Origin of the sequence: Kitasatospora sp. NPDC088134, assembly GCF_044741705.1 — a bacterium.
In the GTDB taxonomy this organism is placed as follows: Bacteria; Actinomycetota; Actinomycetes; order Streptomycetales; family Streptomycetaceae; genus Kitasatospora.
In genome coordinates, this window is record NZ_JBIUTD010000008.1 from 165,447 (window position 1) to 182,879 (window position 17,433).

Genomic DNA, 17,433 nt, shown 5'->3' on the forward strand with positions numbered 1-17,433 from the left:
CTCGACGCACCCCCGGCACCTCTACCGCCCACGGTTCCCCGCCGGGCGGGCCCGGCGGTGGCCCCACCTTACGGCCCGGGGAACCTGTCGATCCATCAGGTGGCGCAAACCCCGGGAGCGGGCGCCGCCGGGCCGGTCCGACGGCGCCCGCGCGGCGCGACTCAGCGCCGGGCGCGCAGCGAGCGGGCCTTGACGGCCGCCCGGCGGGCCTCCTTGGCGACCTTGCGGTCCAGGTGCAGCTCGCCGACGATCTCCAGGATCTCGGCCGTCATCGGGTGCGGGACCCGCCAGACCTCGCCGAAGTAGCTGGCCGGGTTGTCGGTGACCGGCAGGTCCGCGACCAGGGCCTGCAACCGGCCGCCCTCGCCCGCGCTGATCAGCAGGACGGCGGACATCGAGTCGATCATCCGCCAGAGCGCGACCCCGCGTTCGGCGGCGTCGACGTCCGCGCCGCGGGCCCGCAGCCACTCCCGGGCCAGGCCGCCCAGCTCGTCGTCGTCGACCACCTCCTCGACGGCGGGCGCGGCCTCCGCACCGAGCTCGCCCAGGCCCACCACGCACCAGTAGCGGCGCACCGGGGACTGCACGTCCCGGCCGCGGCCGCCGGCCAGCAGCTCGCGGGCGGCGGCCAGCGGCTCGCGGGCGGCGACCCAGGCCTTCAGCTCGGCCTCGGCGAACAGCTGGCCGTTCTCGGCCAGGGTGCGCAGCAGCGTCGGGCCGTCGCTGTCGGCGAGGTCGCCGATCAGCGGGGCGTCGTAGCCGTCGGCGAGCAGCCACTCGCGCACCGCGTACTGGCCGAGCGGGGTGAGCCGGACGGTGCCGAAGCGGGCGGCGTCCTCGTCGCTGAGCGGGCCGTCGCCGTCCGCCGCCCCGGCGCCCCCGGCGCCCCCGTCGCCCCCGTCGCCCCCGTCGCCCTCGGCCTCCTCGAACAGGTCGGGGTCGATCGGGGTGTGCTCGACCAGGCCGAGTTCGGCGAGGTCGCCGAGCATCGGGTCGAGCACCACCATCAGGTCGGTGATCTCGCCGAGCATCTCCTCGTCGGGCTCCGCGCCGTCGGGGACGACCAGCAGCGCGGCGAGCACGCCGAGCGGCACCGTCTCGGCGCCGGGCTCGGCGAACGCGGCGGTCTCGTAGAGGACGTGCAGGGCCTCGTCGAGGATCTCGGCGGCCTGGTCGCGGGCGTCCTCGACCTCGGCCAGGCCCTCGGAGTCGTCGCTGTCGCTGCCCTCGACCACCTCGGGGTCGACCGACTCGGCCTCGGCGGCGAGCTCGCGGACCAGCTCGGCGGCCTCGAACCAGAGGCCGAGCACGGCCGCCGGGTCGCCGGACTCGACGGCCTCCAGGTCGGGGCCGGGGATCGCCACGTGGGCGCCCTCGTCGGTGGTGCCGGTCTCGACCAGGTCGAGGTCGCAGGCCAGCGCCCAGGCCCGCAGCGCCTCGACCACGTCGTCCTCGTCCGGGTCCTCGACGCCGAGCACCCGGGCGGCCCGCACCCGGTCCTCCTCGACCAGGTCGCCGTGCTCGTCAACGGCGCGGTGCGGGGCGATCCACCGGGCCAGCGCGATCACCTGGGAGATCAGCGGGACGGCCAGGGCGGCGTCGGCCAGCTCGCGGTCGGACGGGAGGGCGATCGGCGGAACGACCACGGCCGTGTCGTCGGGGTCCTCCTCGCCGGACTGCGCGCCGTACAGGTCGGCGAGGTCGTAGTCGGCGGGGAGCAGGCCCGCGGCTTCGGACGGCTGCTGGTCAGGGGTGAAACGGCTTCGTCCGGCCATCGCGCGCGATCTCCCGTTGTCGTGGCAGGGCACCGCCGTCCGACGGACGGTCCTCGCGGGGGTGGGCGTCGGGCCCGGCGGCGCGGGCCGGATGCGTGGCGGCCCGTCAACCCAGCGTATCGGCCGCCACCACCATGTGCCTGAGCTGGGCCTGCGTCCCCCCGAACGAGTGGGGACGTGCGGCCGAACGAGTGTCCGCGACACCGTATCCTTCGGGGGGCGCCGCGCACCATCCCCCGCGCGCGCCCCCCCCCGGGACCGGGAGCGACGAAGCCCCGGAACCCAGTACCACGCGCACACCCGCGACGTCCGGGCCGCTCCGCCATGCCGCCACTCCTGGCCTGGCCGGGTCCGACGGCGCCCGGCCACACCAGGAGACCCCTGCCATGGCGGACCTCTCCCCCGCCGGCCCCGGCCCGAGCACCGCTCGGTACGCCGGCCGCCGACTGTCGGAGGCCCTGCTTCCGCTGGAACTCGCCCCCCGCAAGCAGCTCCAGCTCGCCGCGATCAGCCGCTGGAACGCGCTGCGCGGCATCCGCGTCGGCCTGGTCGCGGCGGCCCTGCTGCTGCTGCTGATCGGCGCGAACCTCGCCACCCCGCTCTACCCGGTGCTGCAGCAGCGGCTCGGGCTGAGCCCGCTGGACACCACGGTCCTGTTCACCGTCTACGTGTTCGCCCTGGTCCCGGTGCTGGCCGCGGTCGGCCACTGGTCGGACCACCTGGGGCGGCGGGCCCTGATCCTGCCCGCGGTAGCGCTGGCCGCCGTCGGCGACACCGTGTTCGCCACCGCTGGCTCGTTCTGGCAGCTGGCCGCCGGACGGGCCGTGCAGGGCGTCGCGGTCGGCCTGTCCACCGGCGCGGCCGGCGCCGCCCTCGGCGACCTGCTGCCGGACCGGCCCTCGCTGGCCGCGAAGCTGACGCTGGCCTGCTCGGCGGGCGGCGTGGCGCTGGGGCCGCTGGTCGGCGCCGCGCTGACCGACCAGGACCGGCCGCTGCTCGGCCCGTTCCTGCCGCACGCCGTGGCGCTGCTGGCGCTGTGCGTGCCGCTGGCCCTGGTGCACCCCCGGATGCCCGGCCCGCACCGGCCGCCGGCCTCGGCGCCGCGCGTCACCACCCCGGCCCACCTGCGGCCGCAACGCCTGCGGCTGCCGCGCACCGGACGTCGCGAGTTCCTGCTCGCCGCGGCGGCGGGCTTCGTCTCGTACGCGGTCTTCGGCGTCTACCTGTCGCTCGCCCCGGCGTTCTCCGCCACCCTGCTGCACACCGACTCCCGGATGGCGGGCGCCGCGGTGGCGGCCCTGCTGCTGGGCTCCTCGGCCGCGGCGCAGCTGCTCGTCCCGCCGACCTCGGACCGGATCGTGGTCGCGGCCGGCCTGGTCGGCCTGGCCGCCGGCCTGGGCCTGCTGACGGCCGCCGCGGCCACCGGCACCCCGGCCCTGCTCTTCATCGGCAGCGTGCTGGCCGGCGTCTCCCAGGGCATCGCCTTCCGCTCCCTGTTCACCGCCGCCGTCGCCGCCCTCGACCCGGCCCGCCGCGGCAGCGAGCTCTCCGCCCTCTGGGTGATCGTCTACCTGGGCTCCTCCGCCCCGATCATCGCCGTCGGCGCCCTCACCCGCGCCTACGGCCTCCTCCCCGCCATCACCGCCTTCGCCCTCACCGCCGCCACCGCCGCCCTCGCCCTGGCCGCAACGGTCCTCCGCCGCCCCCGACACTGACCACAGCGGCACAGAACTGTTCGAACACCTGCACCCGTTGTGCTCCGGACAACCCGTGGAGTACCACGACCAACCCCGCGACGAGCACGAGGACCGCCACCAACGGCACCGCGACGACCGTGCACAGCATGACCAGAGCACCCATTCCGATCTCCTGACGTCCTGTCACACACACCTGCTGCACGTGACCGGGCCATCGGAACAGCCGACCAGCAGCCGTGACCAGCGTCAATCGGCCGCTCTGCTCGTTTCGCCAGGTCAAGGGGGGTGGTCCGGAATTCCAGGCAGGACGGCACCGTCTCCTCAACGCAGGTAGCCGCGCGCAGGGTCCCGGGCTTTCCTGGGGTCGAAGGGTTCGAACCAGTCCTCGGGCTGCAGATAGGCAACACCCATGCGCTGCCCCAGGCTGCTCTGTGGATCCGCCACCGAGCTCAGCCACGGGTCGTAGAGGAAGAGCACGTCATGGCCCTGGAACAACAACTCTGAGCACTCGCACCAGTCGTAGTCCCCTGCCTCGGCAGGTTTCCCCTCGACGAACCGCTCGACCAGGTCCGGCTCGTCCTGGCTCATGGCCGATGCATGCTCAAGTGCGATGTGGAGCGCCATCTCTTCACCGGTACAACGAGGGCTCGGCATGCCACCGCTCCGGATGTCCGCTGCAAGGTCGTCGAAGCACCGGACGAAATTCCGACGCCAAGCCGCACCCATGCGCCAGGTCTGACTCGGCAGCTGGTCAAGAACGAAGTGCCAGGGGCCCTTGATCTTGATCCGACGGTCACCGGCCTCCTCCACCGCATCGTGAACCATGTCACCGAGGATTTCGAGGTTGGCAAGCAGCACTGCCAGTGTGCGCGGTGTCGGCTGCCACGGCGTGTCGTCCTCCTCGTCCCATTCGAGTGCGTCCCAGCGACTGACCACGTCCGGCTGGTTGTACACGCCAGGCTTGCAGAAGTAGGCGTATGCCTCTTCGTCCCCGGCCTTTGCCGCGCGACGAAACCACTTGTTGGCCTTTTCGTATTTCCCGGCAAAGATGAAGTGATTGCCCATCAGCCGCATCGCGACAGGATCACCCAGTGCCACCGCGCGCCGAAGCACGCGCCTCGCCTCCTTGGGATCACTCGGCCGCAGCATCTCCCCAAGCCCACGTATCGCGCCCAGATCGCCGGCTTCAACCAGTGGCCCCAGAGCCTTCTTTGACACCTCCGGCAAATCGTTCATATATGCCGCCAGTGCCACTTCGAAGCGATCGCCCTTCTCCTGTACGAGGTCGAGAGCTGCTTGCCAGGCGTCTTCGGGCACTAGGCCCCGCCCAGGACCGCTCTCACGGAGTGTCGCGTCAACCAGATAGTCGAACGGATAGAAGCCCGACCCATCCGGCAGGAGCGGTGCGGTCACCCCGTAACGCACCTCTGTCGCCCATCGCACCGCCTCGCCCTCACTCTCCGGTGTCAGGAGCGCCTTGTTGGCACCAGGAAGGAAGATCTCGTGGATACGTTCCAGCACCTCCATCCCGACGGGCATCCGAGCGCCGGCCAGGGCAAGCGCGATCGCGGCCCGAACGAACGCGGCACCCCGAGGGTTTCCGTGCACTGTCGACGCCTGCACAAGTTCACGCCACAGTTCCGGTCCGGCCGCCAGATATTCGGCGACCCCGTGGTCCTTCGCACACTGCAGGGCTTCCACCAGGCGGGAATCACTCTCAGCGGCGATGACCTCCTTCAGCCGGGCGATTTCCTTGTCCGACCAGAGGCGTTCAACGGCGAACTCGCGGCAGGATTTCAAAACATCCGCACCCACGCCACTCGCCATGTACTGCTGACGCACGGCCAACCGTATCGTGGCGAGCACGACCACTCCCGCCCGGCGCAGGGACCGGAGTGCGGAAACATCAAAACCCGGCGAGGCGAGATAGCGTTCGAGGTTGTCGAGCCAGAGCACCCTCACAACACCCGGAGCAGGTCGACTGCGCGAGAGGGTCCCGATCAGGTCCCCCAGATCCCTCGCCCTGCCGGGAACGAACATCAGAGCATCGGGAAGCACCGCTCGCAGCGCTTCGTAGGCCGCTCTGGTCTTACCCGCCGTCGAATCCCCGCTGAGGAGGACCATCCCTCCCGTCGATGCCGTCCGTGACAATTCTGCACGTATCTCACCGTCGATGTCCCGGAGAACGTACGTGGGAACACGTGATTCGTCAGTTCCGGTCCTCGCCCGGTGCACTCCGAGTTCCGACGGTTCGAAGTCACGAACAGTCCCCGGTTCCTCCCGTGTCTCTTCCCCCGATTCCACCGGTGGTTCTTCCCGTGCACGCCGGTAGTGCCGGTGCCACTCCTGCCGATCGAAGCGCCCAGGGGCACTTGCAATCTTCTCCAGTACAGTCAGGAGTGACATCAGGGCATCCGGGCCGTCCGGCAGTCCCCGCCCGCGGCTCCAGGCGCTGACAGTGGATCGCTTGAGTTCGACACCTCCTGGAATGGTCTTGCTGACCTGGGCAATCCGCTCCAGCGTGGGCCGCCCTGACTGTGTGATCGCGACGGTGATTCGTTCGGCAAACGTCTCTCGTGCAGCGCCTGGCCGCTGTGGTTCCTCCATCGCACCACCCTACGGTCGGGTTGAACGCTCTTTCGGCGGCAGGGCGTGATGCGACACCTCGATAACGCCGTCTTGGGCCGACCACCCTTCTGCGTTGCTCCGACCAAGGTTTCTGGCGATACGTCAGATCCGCCAGGCCATGTTGGCCATGGTCGGGTGGCAGGTCCACTGCTGGACGGTGGCGCCGTCGCCCGTGCCGGAATTCTCGACCTCCAGGCACTTGCCGCTGTTGCGGTTGACCAGCATCCGGCCGCCGGTGCCGGTCCTGAGCTCCCAGTGCTGGGTGGGGGTGCCGTCGCAGGTGCGCTGGAGGGCGTGGGTGCCGTCGGCGGTGGAGGCACCGGGGATCTCCAGGCACTTGCCGCTGTTGAGGTTGCGCAGCTCCCAGCCGTCGCCGACCCAGTGCATGGTCCAGATCATGGTGGGGATGCCGGAGTAGGTCCACTGCTGGGCGCGGCCGCCGTCGGCGGTGACCGAGTTCTCGATCTCCAGGGCCTTGCCGCTGTTGGCGTTGAGGACGCCGCCGCGGATGTCCACCGGCCCGCCCGACGCGGGGGCGGCGGGCGCGGCGGAGGACGGGGCGGCCGGGGAAGGCGTGGCACCGGCCCGGCGGGAGGCCGCCGCGGACGGGCTCGACGAGGCGGAGGCCGAGACCGGGGCGGAGACCGGGGCCGAGGTGGAGACCGGGGCCGAGGTGGACGGGGCCCCGGAGGCCGGGCCCGTCCCTCCGGAGGGGACGGGCGCGAGCACCGGCACCGCGCTGTCCGCGACCGGGGCGGGGGCCGCGGCGGGCGACTGCTTCCCGCCACCGAGCAGGGTCACCGCGACGGTGCCGCCCGCGATCAGCACGATCGCCCCGGCGGCGGCCCCGGCGATCCGCGCCCGCCTGCGCCGCCGCTCCTGCCGCTCGTTCTCGTCCGCCAGCGCGGCCCAGTCCGGCTCTCCGCCGCCCACCCCGTAACTCATGGGGCCGGATTCTAGTTCGAGTCCGGAACGCGAAAACGCGGCGGGCCCGGTCTCGCCGGTACGGTCCGGACGTTCACCCGTCAGTGGCAGAAGCGGAGTTGACGCCCGGTCGGGCCCGCCCGGCAGGGCGTCACCCCCTGCGGGCCGGGACTCCGAGGAACAGACCCGCCGCGGAGTCGGCGATCTCCAGCGCCCGCCCGGCGTCCTCCTCCCGGACGCCACCGCGCAGGTCGGCGGACGGGGCCGAACTCGCCGCCCGGGCAGGCCTGTTGGCGCTCGCGGTGGGCACGGACCGCTTCCCCTCCCGGGCCGGGGCCGCAGGAGACGCAGCGGCGGGCGTCGGGGGCGGGGCCGGAATCTCCGGAGCGGGCCGCGCTTCCGGCGTCGCCGAGCCGGTGGCCGCCGCAGGCGAAGCGCTCCCGGCGACCGCCACCGCCGGGCCGCCGTCCTCGCCGCCGCCCGTCCGGCCGGCCACGGCCGCGCCGCCCCCGACGAGCAGGACGGCCGCCCCGGCCACCGCCCCGGCGGCCCGCAGCCGCCTGCGCCGCCGCTGCTCGCGCTCGTGCCGTTCGGCCAGCGCGGCCCAGTCCGGCGCCCCGCCGTCCGACCCGAAATCCATGGCCCCGCAGTCTAGTTCGTCCCGGTGGCGGCGGAACGCGCGAAGGGGCGGGAACCCGGAGGGTTCCCGCCCCTGGCGGACGTGCCGACGCTCGGTCAGACGTTGAAGCCGAGCGCGCGGAGCTGGTCGCGGCCCTCGTCGGTGATCTTGTCGGGGCCCCACGGCGGCATCCAGACCCAGTTGATCCGCAGGTCCTTGACCAGGCCGTCGGTCGCGGTCCGGGCCTGGTCCTCGATCACGTCGGTGAGCGGGCAGGCGGCGGAGGTGAGGGTCATGTCGACGGTGGCGGTGTCGTCCTCGTCGATGTGCAGGCCGTAGATCAGGCCGAGGTTGACGACGTCGATGCCCAGTTCGGGGTCGACGACGTCCATCAGGGCCTCCATGAGGTCCTCGGTGGAGACCGTCCCGGCGGTGGTGAACGCGCCGGGGCTGTCGGACCCGGCGGCCTCGGCCGCGGGAGCCTCGGCCGCAACGGCCTCGGCGGTCGTCTCGTTCTCGCTCATGTCCAATGTCCTAACGGGGCGTCAGTCGGCGATCGGGGGCTGGCCGCCGAGTGCCTTGGCGGTGGCGTCCTTCCAGGCCATCCAGCTGAGCAGGGCGCACTTGACCCGGGCCGGGTACTTGGAGACCCCGGCGAAGGCGACGGCGTCCTCCAGCAGGTCCTCGTCGCCCTCGGACTGGCCCTTGCTCTGCATCAGTTCCAGGAAGGCTTCCTGGATCTGCTGGGCCTCGCCGACCGGCTTGCCGACCACCAGGTCGTTGAGCACGGAGGCGGAGGCCTGGCTGATCGAGCAGCCCTGCGACTCGTAGGAGACGTCCGCGACGACCGCGCCGTCGAGCTTCACCCGCAGGGTGATCTCGTCGCCGCAGGTCGGGTTGACGTGGTGGACCTCGGCGTCGCCGTCCCGCAGCCCCTTGCCGTGGGGGTGGCGGTAGTGGTCCAGGATGATCTCCTGGTACATCGAGTCGAGCTTCATGGGGCAGCCACCTCAGCCGAAGAAGTTGCGGACGTGGTGGAGGCCGTCGATCAGCGCGTCCACCTCGCCGGGCGTGGAGTACAGGTAGAACGACGCCCTGGTGGTCGCCGGAATTCCGTACCGCAGGCAGACCGGCCGCGCGCAGTGGTGGCCGACCCGGACGGCGATGCCCTGCTCGTCGAGGACCTGACCGACGTCGTGCGGGTGGATGTCACCGAGCGTGAAGGAGATCGCCGCGCCGCGGTCCACGGCCGTGCGCGGGCCGATGATCCGCAGGTCGGGGACCTCCAGCAGGCGCTCGATCGCGTAGGCGGTGATGGCGTGCTCGTGCTCCGCGACCTTGTCCATGCCGATCGCCGTCAGGTAGTCGACGGCGGCGCCGAGGCCGACGGCCTGGGCGATCGGCGGGGTGCCTGCCTCGAACTTGTGCGGGGCGGGGGCGTAGGTGGACGAGCCCATGGTGACGGTCTCGATCATCTCGCCGCCGCCGAGGAACGGCGGGAGGTCCTCCAGCAGCTCCTGGCGGCCCCAGAGCACGCCGATGCCGGTGGGGGCGAGCATCTTGTGGCCGGTGAAGGCGACGAAGTCGGCCTCCAGCGCCTGCACGTCGAGGACGGCGTGCGGGGCGGCCTGCGAGGCGTCGATGCAGACCAGCGCGCCCACCGACTGCGCCTTGCGGACGATGGTGTCCACCGGGTTGACGGTGCCCAGCAGGTTCGACACCAGCGTGACCGAGACGATCTTCGTCTTCTCGGTGATCAGCTCGTCGATGGTGGACAGGTCGAGCCGGCCCTCGTCGGTCAGGCCGAACCACTTCAGCTTCGCGCCGGTGCGCTGCGCGAGCAGCTGCCACGGCACGATGTTGGAGTGGTGCTCCATCTCGGTGATCACGATCTCCGAGTCGGCGTCGACCTTGTACGGCTCCTCGGCCCAACCCAGCATGTTCGCCACGAGGTTGAGCGACTCGGAGGCGTTCTTGGTGAAGATCACCTCGTTCCGGCTGGGCGCGTTGACGAACGCCGCGACCTTGTCCCGGGCGCCCTCGTACAGCGCGGTGGCCTCCTCGGCCAGCACGTGCACGCCGCGGTGGACGTTGGCGTTGTGCTGCTCGTAGTAGGCGTTCAGCGCGTCCAGCACCTGCTGCGGCTTCTGCGAGGTCGCCGCGTTGTCCAGGTACACCAGGGGCTTCCCGTCGTGCAGCTGGCGCGACAGGATCGGGAAGTCCTTGCGGATGGCGTCGGTGTCGAGCAGTCCGGTCAGATGGGGATGGGTCACGCGGAAGCGCCCCCCTTCACGTAGCTCTCGTAGCCCTCTTCCTCCAGCTTGTCGGCGAGCTCGGCGCCGCCGGACTCGACGATCCGGCCGCCCGCGAAGACGTGCACGTGGTCGGGCTTGATGTAGCGGAGGATGCGGGTGTAGTGGGTGACCAGCAGGGTGCCGACCTCGCCGGTGGAGCGGACCCGGTTGATGCCCTCGGAGACGATCCGCAGCGCGTCGACGTCCAGGCCGGAGTCGGTCTCGTCGAGGATGGCGATCTTCGGCTTGAGCAGCTCCAGCTGGAGGATCTCGTGGCGCTTCTTCTCGCCGCCGGAGAAGCCCTCGTTGACGTTGCGCTCGGCGAACGCCGGGTCCATCGAGAGGGCGGCCATCGCCTCCTTGACCTCCTTGACCCACAGCCGCAGCTTGGGGGCCTCGCCGCGGACGGCGGTGGCGGCGGTGCGCAGGAAGTTGGAGACCGAGACGCCGGGCACCTCGACCGGGTACTGCATGGCCAGGAAGACGCCGGCCCGGGCGCGCTCGTCGACGGACATCTCCAGCACGTCCTCGCCGTCCAGCAGCACCTGGCCGCCGGTGACGGTGTACTTCGGGTGCCCGGCCAGCGAGTAGGCCAGGGTGGACTTGCCGGAGCCGTTCGGACCCATGATCGCGTGGGTCTCGCCCTGCTTGACCGTCAGGTCGACGCCCTTGAGGATCTCGCGCGGGCCGCCCTCCGCGTCGACGGAGACGTGCAGGTCGCGGATTTCAAGCGTTGCCATGGGGTACTCAGTTCTCCTGGTTGACGGAGACGAGCACATCGTCCCCTTCGATCTTTACGGGGTAGACGGCGACCGGCCGGGTCGCGGGCAGTCCGGAGGGCTTGCCGGTGCGCAGGTCGAAGCTGGAGCCGTGCAGCCAGCACTCGATCATGCAGTCCTCGACCTCGCCCTCGGAGAGCGAGACGTTGGCGTGCGAGCAGGTGTCGTTGATGGCGAACACGCCCTCGTCGGTGCGGACGATCGCCACCGGGACGCCGTTCAGCTCGACCTTGGTCGGCACGTCCTCCTGGAGCAGGCTGAGCGCGCAGGCCCGGACGTAGCTCATGCCACCGTCCCTTCCAGCTCGGCCTCGATCTTCTCCAGCAGGCGGTCCTGGACCTCGGGGACGCCGATCTGCTGGACCAGCTCGGCGAAGAAGCCGCGCACCACCAGGCGGCGGGCCTCGTCGGCCGGGATGCCGCGGGACTGCAGGTAGAACAGCTGCTCGTCGTCGAAGCGGCCGGTCGCGGAGGCGTGGCCGGCGCCGACGATCTCGCCGGTCTCGATCTCCAGGTTCGGCACCGAGTCGACCCGGGCGCCGTCGGTGAGCACCAGGTTGCGGTTGAGCTCGTAGGTGTCGGTGCCGAGCGCGGCGGCCCGGATCAGCACGTCGCCGATCCACACCGCGTGCGCGTCCTGGCCCTGGAGGGCGCCCTTGTAGGCGACGTTGGAGCGGCAGTGCGGGGTGTCGTGGTCGATCACCAGGCGGTGCTCCAGGTGCTGCCCGGCGTCCGCGAAGTACAGGCCGAACAGCTCGGCCTCGCCGCCGGGGGCGGCGTAGTTGACGCGGGGGTGCAGGCGCACCACGTCGCCGCCGAAGGTGACGACGACCGACTTGAACGAGGCGTCCCGGCCGACCAGCGCGTTCTGCTGGGCGACGTGCACCGCGTCCCGGTCCCAGTCCTGGACCGAGACGAAGGTGAGCTTGGCGCCGTCGCCGACCAGCAGGTCGACGTTGGCGGCCCGGGTGCCGGTGCCGGTGTGGTTGAGCACCACGACGGCCTCGGCGAACGGCCCGACCTCGACCACCACGTGCGCGAAGGCGGTGCCGCCCTCGCCGTGCACGTCGATCCGGACCGGCTCGGTGAGCACCGTCTCCTTGGGGACGGTCACCACCAGGGCCTGCTCGAAGGCGCTGAACGCCTGCGCGGCGACCCGGTCCACCGGGGTGCCGGCCTTGCCGACCCGGGCGTCCGCGCGGCCGACCAGCTCGGAGGTGACGCCCTCCGGCAGGCCCAGCTCGATCTTGTCCTCACCGCGAGGGGCTTCGAGCGCCTTGCCGTCGTGCAGGCCGCCGAGGCGGTGCAGCGGGGTGAACCGCCAGTCCTCCTCGCGGCCGGTCGGCACCGGGAAGTCGTTGACGTCGAAGGACGGCTTGACGGCGACCCGGGCGTCGATCGGCTGCCGGACGGTGTCGCGCCCGGTGCCCGGGCCGGCGAGCTGCGCGCCGGCGACGGCGGTGCCGACCTCGATCGAGCCGGCGGTGGTGGAGCCGGGGGTGTTCTGCTCAGCCATGGCTGTTCGTGTTGCTCTCTTTCGGGAATCGTCGACGGGTGGCGGGGGCTGACGGAGCGTCAGCCGACCGCGCCCTCCATCTGCAGCTCGATCAGCCGGTTCAGCTCCAGCGCGTACTCCATCGGCAGCTCGCGGGCGATCGGCTCGACGAAGCCGCGCACGATCATCGCCATCGCCTCGGTCTCGCTCAGACCGCGGCTCATCAGGTAGAACAGCTGGTCCTCGGAGACCTTGGAGACGGTGGCCTCGTGGCCCATCGACACGTCGTCCTCGCGGACGTCCACGTACGGGTAGGTGTCCGAGCGGGAGACCGTGTCCACCAGCAGCGCGTCGCACAGCACGTTCGACTTGGCGCCGTGCGAGCCCTCGCCGATCTCGATCAGGCCGCGGTAGGAGGTCCGGCCGCCGCCGCGCGCCACCGACTTCGAGACGATGTGCGAGGAGGTGTTCGGCGCCATGTGGACCATCTTCGCGCCGGCGTCCTGGTGCTGGCCCTCGCCCGCGAAGGCGATCGACAGCGTCTCGCCCTTGGCGTGCTCGCCCATCAGGTAGACGGCCGGGTACTTCATGGTGACCTTGGAGCCGATGTTGCCGTCGATCCACTCCATGGTCGCGCCCTCGTACGCCACGGCGCGCTTGGTGACCAGGTTGTAGACGTTGTTCGACCAGTTCTGGATGGTCGTGTAGCGGCAGCGGCCGCCCTTCTTGACGATGATCTCGACCACCGCGGAGTGCAGCGAGTCCGAGGAGTAGATCGGCGCGGTGCAGCCCTCGACGTAGTGGACGTAGGCGTCCTCGTCGACGATGATCAGCGTCCGCTCGAACTGGCCCATGTTCTCGGTGTTGATCCGGAAGTAGGCCTGCAGCGGGATGTCCACCTGCACGCCCTTGGGCACGTAGATGAACGAGCCGCCGGACCACACCGCGGTGTTCAGCGCGGCGAACTTGTTGTCGCCGGCCGGGATCACGGTGCCGAAGTACTCCTTGAAGAGCTCCGGGTGCTCCTTCAGCGCGGTGTCGGTGTCCATGAAGATCACACCCTGAGCCTCGAGCTCCTGGTTGATCTGGTGGTAGACGACCTCGGACTCGTACTGCGCGGCCACGCCGGCGACCAGGCGCTGCTTCTCCGCCTCCGGGATGCCCAGCTTGTCGTACGTCGCCTTGATGTCGGCGGGCAGGTCCTCCCAGGACTCGGCCTGCTTCTCGGTGGAGCGCACGAAGTACTTGATGTTGTCGAAGTCGATGCCCGACAGGTCGGAACCCCAGGTCGGCATGGGCTTCTTGCCGAACAGCTTGAGGCCCTTGAGGCGGAGGTCGAGCATCCACTCGGACTCGCTCTTCTTCGCCGAGATGTCGCGGACGACCTCCTCGCTCAGGCCGCGCTTGGCGGCGGCGCCGGCGGTGTCCGAGTCGGCCCAGCCGTACTCGTACGTGCCGAGGCCTTCGAGCTCGGGGTGTGCGATGTCAGTCATGCGAGGTTCCTCCGCGCGGACGAGCCGTTTTCGATGGGGGACGTACCGGCAGTCGGCACTGCACCGGGCGCCCGGGAGGGCGACGGTGCGGCACCGGATGCCGGCACATACGTGGTGCAGACCCCGTCGCCGTGGGCGATCGTGGCCAGCCGTTGCACATGGGTGCCCAGGAGTTGCGAGAAGACCTCGGTCTCCGCCTCGCAGAGCTGCGGGAACTGCTCGGCGATGTGCGCGACCGGGCAGTGGTGCTGGCAGAGCTGCGCGCCGGCCGGTGCGGCGGGCGCAGCGGAGGCGGGCGGGACGCGCCGCACCGTGGCAGCGTACCCGTCCGCACTCAAGGCCCGAGCGAGCGCCTCGGCGCGCTGTTCGACGCCGGCCCGGCCGACCTCATCCTGGTAGCGCTCGCCCTGCTTGGCGAGCCGGGCCCGGGCGAAGGCGGCGATCGCCTCCTCGCCGGCCCGGCCGCCGCCGGCGGTCTCCGAGATCCAGCGCAGCGCCTCGGCGGCGAGCTGGTCGTAGGCCTGGTAGAAGGCGCTGCGGCCGCTGTCGGTGAGGGCGAAGACCTTGGCGGGGCGGCCCCGGCCGCGGCTGCCGTGCACCCGCTGCTCGCGGGAGACGACCAGCCCGGCGGCGGCCAGGCCGTCCAGGTGGCGGCGGACCGCGGCGGCGGTCAGGCCGAGGCGGGCGGCCAGGTCGGCGGCCGAGGACGGGCCGTGGTCGAGGATCGACCGGGCGACCCGGTCCCGGGTGGCCCGGTGGCCCTCGGCGAGCACGTCCGCCCCCGTCGCGGGCACGGCGCAGTCGGGGGCCTCGGGCTCCCCAAGCGGCGCGGCGTGCTCGCGGATGTTTTTCACAACACGATTGTTGCGTAATTCGTCCGCCGGAGACAAGCCGTGACCCGGGTCTCACCGGTGTCGTCCGTCACGGAAGGCAAGCCTTACCCGAACGGGGGTGTGAACGGCTCCTACACTCGCCGGTATGCATGCAGAACCCGCCGTCCTGGTGACCGGACTGGTCAAGCGGTACGGCGCCAAGACGGCCGTGGACGGGCTCGACCTGGCCATCGCGCGCGGCACCGTCACCGCGGTGCTCGGCCCCAACGGCGCGGGCAAGACCACCACGATCGAGACCTGCGAGGGCTACCGCCGCCCGGACGCGGGCACCGTCCGGGTGCTCGGGCTGGACCCGGTGGCGCAGGCCGCGGCGCTCCGGCCGCGGATCGGCGTGATGCTGCAGTCCGGGGGCGTGTACGCCGGCGCGCGCGCCCTCGAAATGCTCCACCACACCGCGAAGCTGTACGCCGACCCGCTGCCGGTCGGCCCGCTCGCCGAACGCCTCGGCCTCGACTCCTGCGGCCGCACCCCCTACCGCCGGCTCTCCGGCGGCCAGCAGCAGCGCCTCGCCCTGGCGATGGCCGTGGTCGGCCGCCCCGAGCTGGTCTTCCTGGACGAGCCCACCGCCGGCCTCGACCCGCAGGCCCGCCGCGCCACCTGGGAGCTGGTCGCCGAGCTGCGCGCGGCGGGCGTCACCGTCGTGCTGAGCACCCATCGGATGGACGAGGCCGAGCAGCTCGCCGACGACGTCGCGGTGGTCGACCGCGGCCGGGTGATCGCCCAGGGTTCCCCCGACGACCTGCGCGGCAGCGAGGCCCGGTTGTGCTTCGACGGCCCGCCCGGCCTCGACCTGGCCGGGCTGCGCAAGGTGCTCCCCGACCGGGCCGCCGTCACCGAGGCGGCCCCCGGCTCCTACCGGGTCGAGGCCGAACTCGACGCCGCCCTGCTGGCCGCCGTCACCGGCTGGTGCGCCGCCGCCGGGGTGATGCCCGACAAGCTCGCCGTCCAGCGCCGCAGCCTGGAGGATGTCTTCCTCGACCTGACCGGACGGGACCTGCGATGACCGCCACCGACCTCACCCCCCGCCCCGGCGCCGCCCCGGTCGGCCGGATGCTGCTCGCGCAGACCGCCCTGGAGACCAGGATGCTGCTGCGCAACGGCGAGCAGCTGCTGCTCACCGTGGTCATCCCGACCGTGCTGCTGGTGCTGTTCTCCGCCGTCGACGTGGTCGCCGTGGACGGCCCCGGCAAGCGGGTCGACTTCCTCGCCCCGGGCCTGCTGGCGCTGGCCGTGATGTCCACCGCCTTCACCGGCCAGGCCATCGCCACCGGCTTCGAGCGCCGCTACGGCGTGCTCAAGCGGCTCGGCGCCACGCCGCTGCCGCGCTGGGCGCTGCTGACCGCGAAGACCGGCTGCGTGCTGGTCACCGAACTGCTCCAGGTGCTGCTGCTGTCCGGCATCGCGCTGTCCCTCGGCTGGTCGCCGCACGGCAATCCACTGGCGGTGCTGCTCCTGCTGGTGCTGGGCACCGCCGCGTTCTCCGGCCTCGGCCTGCTGATGGCGGGCACGCTGCGCGCGGAGGCCACGCTGGCCGGCGCCAACCTGGTGTTCGTCCTGCTGCTGCTGGCCGGCGGCGTGGTCGTCCCGCTGGCGAAGTTCCCGGCCGCGGTCCGCCCGGTGCTGGAGCTGCTGCCGATCTCGGCGCTCTCCGACGGCCTGCGCTCGGTGCTCCAGCTCGGCGGCGGCGTCCCGTGGGCCGACCTGGGAATCCTCGCGGCCTGGTCGGTGCTCGGCCTGGCCGCCGCGGCCCGGTTCTTCCGCTGGGAGTAGCCCCGGGGGCGGCCCGCCGCCCGGGGCGGGTCCGGGGCCGGGGCACGGCATAAGCCCGCCTACGATGGTCCGGTGACCAACCCGTTCTCCCTCCTCGCCGACCGCTGGCACCCGAGCGCGCAGCACGTCCGGCGGGCCGCCCTGGCCGCGCTGGTGATGAGCGTGGTCATCGTCGTCACCGGCGGCGCCGTCCGGCTGACCGCCTCCGGCCTCGGCTGCCCCACCTGGCCGCGCTGCACCGCCGACAGCCTGACGCCGACGCCCGCGATGGGCATCAACGGCGTCATCGAGTTCGGCAACCGGATGCTGACCTACGTGCTGTGCGCGGCGGTCGGCTGGTTCATCCTGGCCGCGCGCTGCGCCAGGCCGTGGCGGCGCTCGCTGACCAAGCTGGGCTGGGCCCAGTTCTGGCTGGTGATGAGCAACTCGGTGCTGGGCGGCATCACCGTGCTGACCGGCCTGAACCCGTACATCGTGGCGGCCCACATGGTGGCCGCGATGGGCCTGATCTGGGTCGCGCTGCTGTCCTGGGAGCGCGCGAAGGAGGGCGACGGCCCGCCGCGCGCCCTGGTCGCCGAGCCGATCCGGCGGCTGGCCCAGGTGCTGGTGGCGGTGATCGGCCTGCTGGTGCTGGCCGGCACCCTGGTCACCGGCGCGGGCCACCACCCGGGCGCCTCCTCGAAGGACGGCAAGCCGGTGTACCGGATCCCGGTCGACTACGACCGCCTGGTCCAGGTCCACGCCGACCTGGTGTTCCTCTCGGTCGGCCTGACGCTGGCCGCGCTACTGGTGTTCGCCGCCGTGCAGGCCCCGCCGGCCGCCCGGGCCCGGGTCCGCGACCTGTTCGTCCTGCTGCTGCTGCAGGGCCTGCTGGGCTTCGTCCAGTACTTCACCGACGCCCCGGAGCTGATGGTCGGCCTGCACATGCTGGGCGCCGCCCTGGTCTGGGCCGCCGCGCTGCGGGTCCCGCCGGCGCTGCGCAGCCGCGCCGAGATCCCGGCCCAGGCGGCGGCGCCGTCCGCCGAACTGGTCGCCTGAGCCGCCCGCAGGTACGAGGAAGGCCCGCC

Annotated in this window: 16 protein-coding genes; 4 read left to right on the top strand and 12 right to left on the bottom strand. The window is 72.1% G+C overall.

The window, feature by feature from the left end:
• Nucleotides 1-161 precede the first annotated feature (161 nt).
• On the bottom strand, nt 162-1,775 hold the full coding sequence (locus ACIOHG_RS15755) for a hypothetical protein (protein ID WP_400950323.1): 1,614 nt from the start codon (nt 1,773-1,775) through the stop codon (nt 162-164).
• A gap of 386 nt (nt 1,776-2,161) precedes the next feature.
• Between ACIOHG_RS15755 and ACIOHG_RS15760 the strand changes: the two genes are divergently transcribed.
• Nucleotides 2,162-3,490 (top strand): MFS transporter, encoded by a 1,329-nt coding sequence (locus ACIOHG_RS15760; RefSeq protein ID WP_400950326.1) that lies wholly within the window; start codon nt 2,162-2,164, stop codon nt 3,488-3,490.
• Between the two features lie 303 nt (nt 3,491-3,793).
• Here ACIOHG_RS15760 and ACIOHG_RS15765 read toward each other — a convergent pair whose 3' ends face one another.
• The 11 genes from ACIOHG_RS15765 to ACIOHG_RS15815 form a co-directional block, all read right to left on the bottom strand.
• The gene (locus ACIOHG_RS15765; RefSeq protein WP_400950329.1) at nt 3,794-6,079 is read right to left on the bottom strand and encodes a tetratricopeptide repeat protein; all 2,286 of its coding nucleotides are present in this window, start codon (nt 6,077-6,079) and stop codon (nt 3,794-3,796) included.
• Nucleotides 6,080-6,202: 123 nt separating this feature from the next.
• On the bottom strand, nt 6,203-7,045 hold the full coding sequence (locus tag ACIOHG_RS15770; RefSeq protein WP_400950332.1) for an RICIN domain-containing protein: 843 nt from the start codon (nt 7,043-7,045) through the stop codon (nt 6,203-6,205).
• 130 nt (nt 7,046-7,175) lie between these two features.
• Entirely contained in the window at nt 7,176-7,664 is a 489-nt protein-coding gene (locus tag ACIOHG_RS15775) for a hypothetical protein (RefSeq protein ID WP_400950335.1), read from the bottom strand.
• A 95-nt stretch (nt 7,665-7,759) separates the two neighbouring features.
• Nucleotides 7,760-8,047, bottom strand: coding sequence for a metal-sulfur cluster assembly factor (locus ACIOHG_RS15780; protein WP_051055973.1), 288 nt, complete (start codon nt 8,045-8,047; stop codon nt 7,760-7,762).
• 141 nt (nt 8,048-8,188) lie between these two features.
• The gene (sufU, locus tag ACIOHG_RS15785; protein ID WP_400950338.1) at nt 8,189-8,641 is read right to left on the bottom strand and encodes a Fe-S cluster assembly sulfur transfer protein SufU; all 453 of its coding nucleotides are present in this window, start codon (nt 8,639-8,641) and stop codon (nt 8,189-8,191) included.
• Between the two features lie 12 nt (nt 8,642-8,653).
• On the bottom strand, nt 8,654-9,916 hold the full coding sequence (locus ACIOHG_RS15790; RefSeq protein WP_400950341.1) for a cysteine desulfurase: 1,263 nt from the start codon (nt 9,914-9,916) through the stop codon (nt 8,654-8,656).
• Nucleotides 9,913-10,677, bottom strand: coding sequence for a Fe-S cluster assembly ATPase SufC (gene sufC, locus ACIOHG_RS15795; protein WP_400950343.1), 765 nt, complete (start codon nt 10,675-10,677; stop codon nt 9,913-9,915). Before sufC ends, ACIOHG_RS15790 begins: the two co-directional genes overlap by 4 nt.
• Before the next feature lie 7 nt (nt 10,678-10,684).
• The gene (locus tag ACIOHG_RS15800) at nt 10,685-11,002 is read right to left on the bottom strand and encodes a non-heme iron oxygenase ferredoxin subunit (protein ID WP_400950345.1); all 318 of its coding nucleotides are present in this window, start codon (nt 11,000-11,002) and stop codon (nt 10,685-10,687) included.
• Nucleotides 10,999-12,231 (bottom strand): Fe-S cluster assembly protein SufD, encoded by a 1,233-nt coding sequence (gene sufD / locus ACIOHG_RS15805; protein WP_400950347.1) that lies wholly within the window; start codon nt 12,229-12,231, stop codon nt 10,999-11,001. The genes ACIOHG_RS15800 and sufD overlap by 4 nt, the downstream gene beginning before the upstream one ends.
• 59 nt (nt 12,232-12,290) lie before the next feature.
• Nucleotides 12,291-13,703: a Fe-S cluster assembly protein SufB gene (gene sufB / locus ACIOHG_RS15810; protein ID WP_400950350.1), complete on the bottom strand. Its 1,413-nt coding sequence runs from the start codon at nt 13,701-13,703 to the stop codon at nt 12,291-12,293.
• On the bottom strand, nt 13,700-14,557 hold the full coding sequence (locus tag ACIOHG_RS15815) for a helix-turn-helix transcriptional regulator (RefSeq protein WP_400950353.1): 858 nt from the start codon (nt 14,555-14,557) through the stop codon (nt 13,700-13,702). The genes sufB and ACIOHG_RS15815 overlap by 4 nt, the downstream gene beginning before the upstream one ends.
• A 124-nt stretch (nt 14,558-14,681) precedes the next feature.
• On the opposite strand from ACIOHG_RS15815, the gene ACIOHG_RS15820 reads away from it, so the two are divergent.
• From ACIOHG_RS15820 to ACIOHG_RS15830, 3 genes are all read left to right on the top strand, one after another.
• Nucleotides 14,682-15,599, top strand: a complete 918-nt coding sequence (locus ACIOHG_RS15820) for an ABC transporter ATP-binding protein (protein WP_400950355.1) — start codon at nt 14,682-14,684, stop codon at nt 15,597-15,599.
• On the top strand, nt 15,596-16,366 hold the full coding sequence (locus ACIOHG_RS15825) for an ABC transporter permease (RefSeq protein ID WP_400950357.1): 771 nt from the start codon (nt 15,596-15,598) through the stop codon (nt 16,364-16,366). The genes ACIOHG_RS15820 and ACIOHG_RS15825 overlap by 4 nt, the downstream gene beginning before the upstream one ends.
• A gap of 72 nt (nt 16,367-16,438) precedes the next feature.
• On the top strand, nt 16,439-17,404 hold the full coding sequence (locus ACIOHG_RS15830) for a heme A synthase (protein ID WP_400950360.1): 966 nt from the start codon (nt 16,439-16,441) through the stop codon (nt 17,402-17,404).
• Nucleotides 17,405-17,433: the final 29 nt, after the last annotated feature.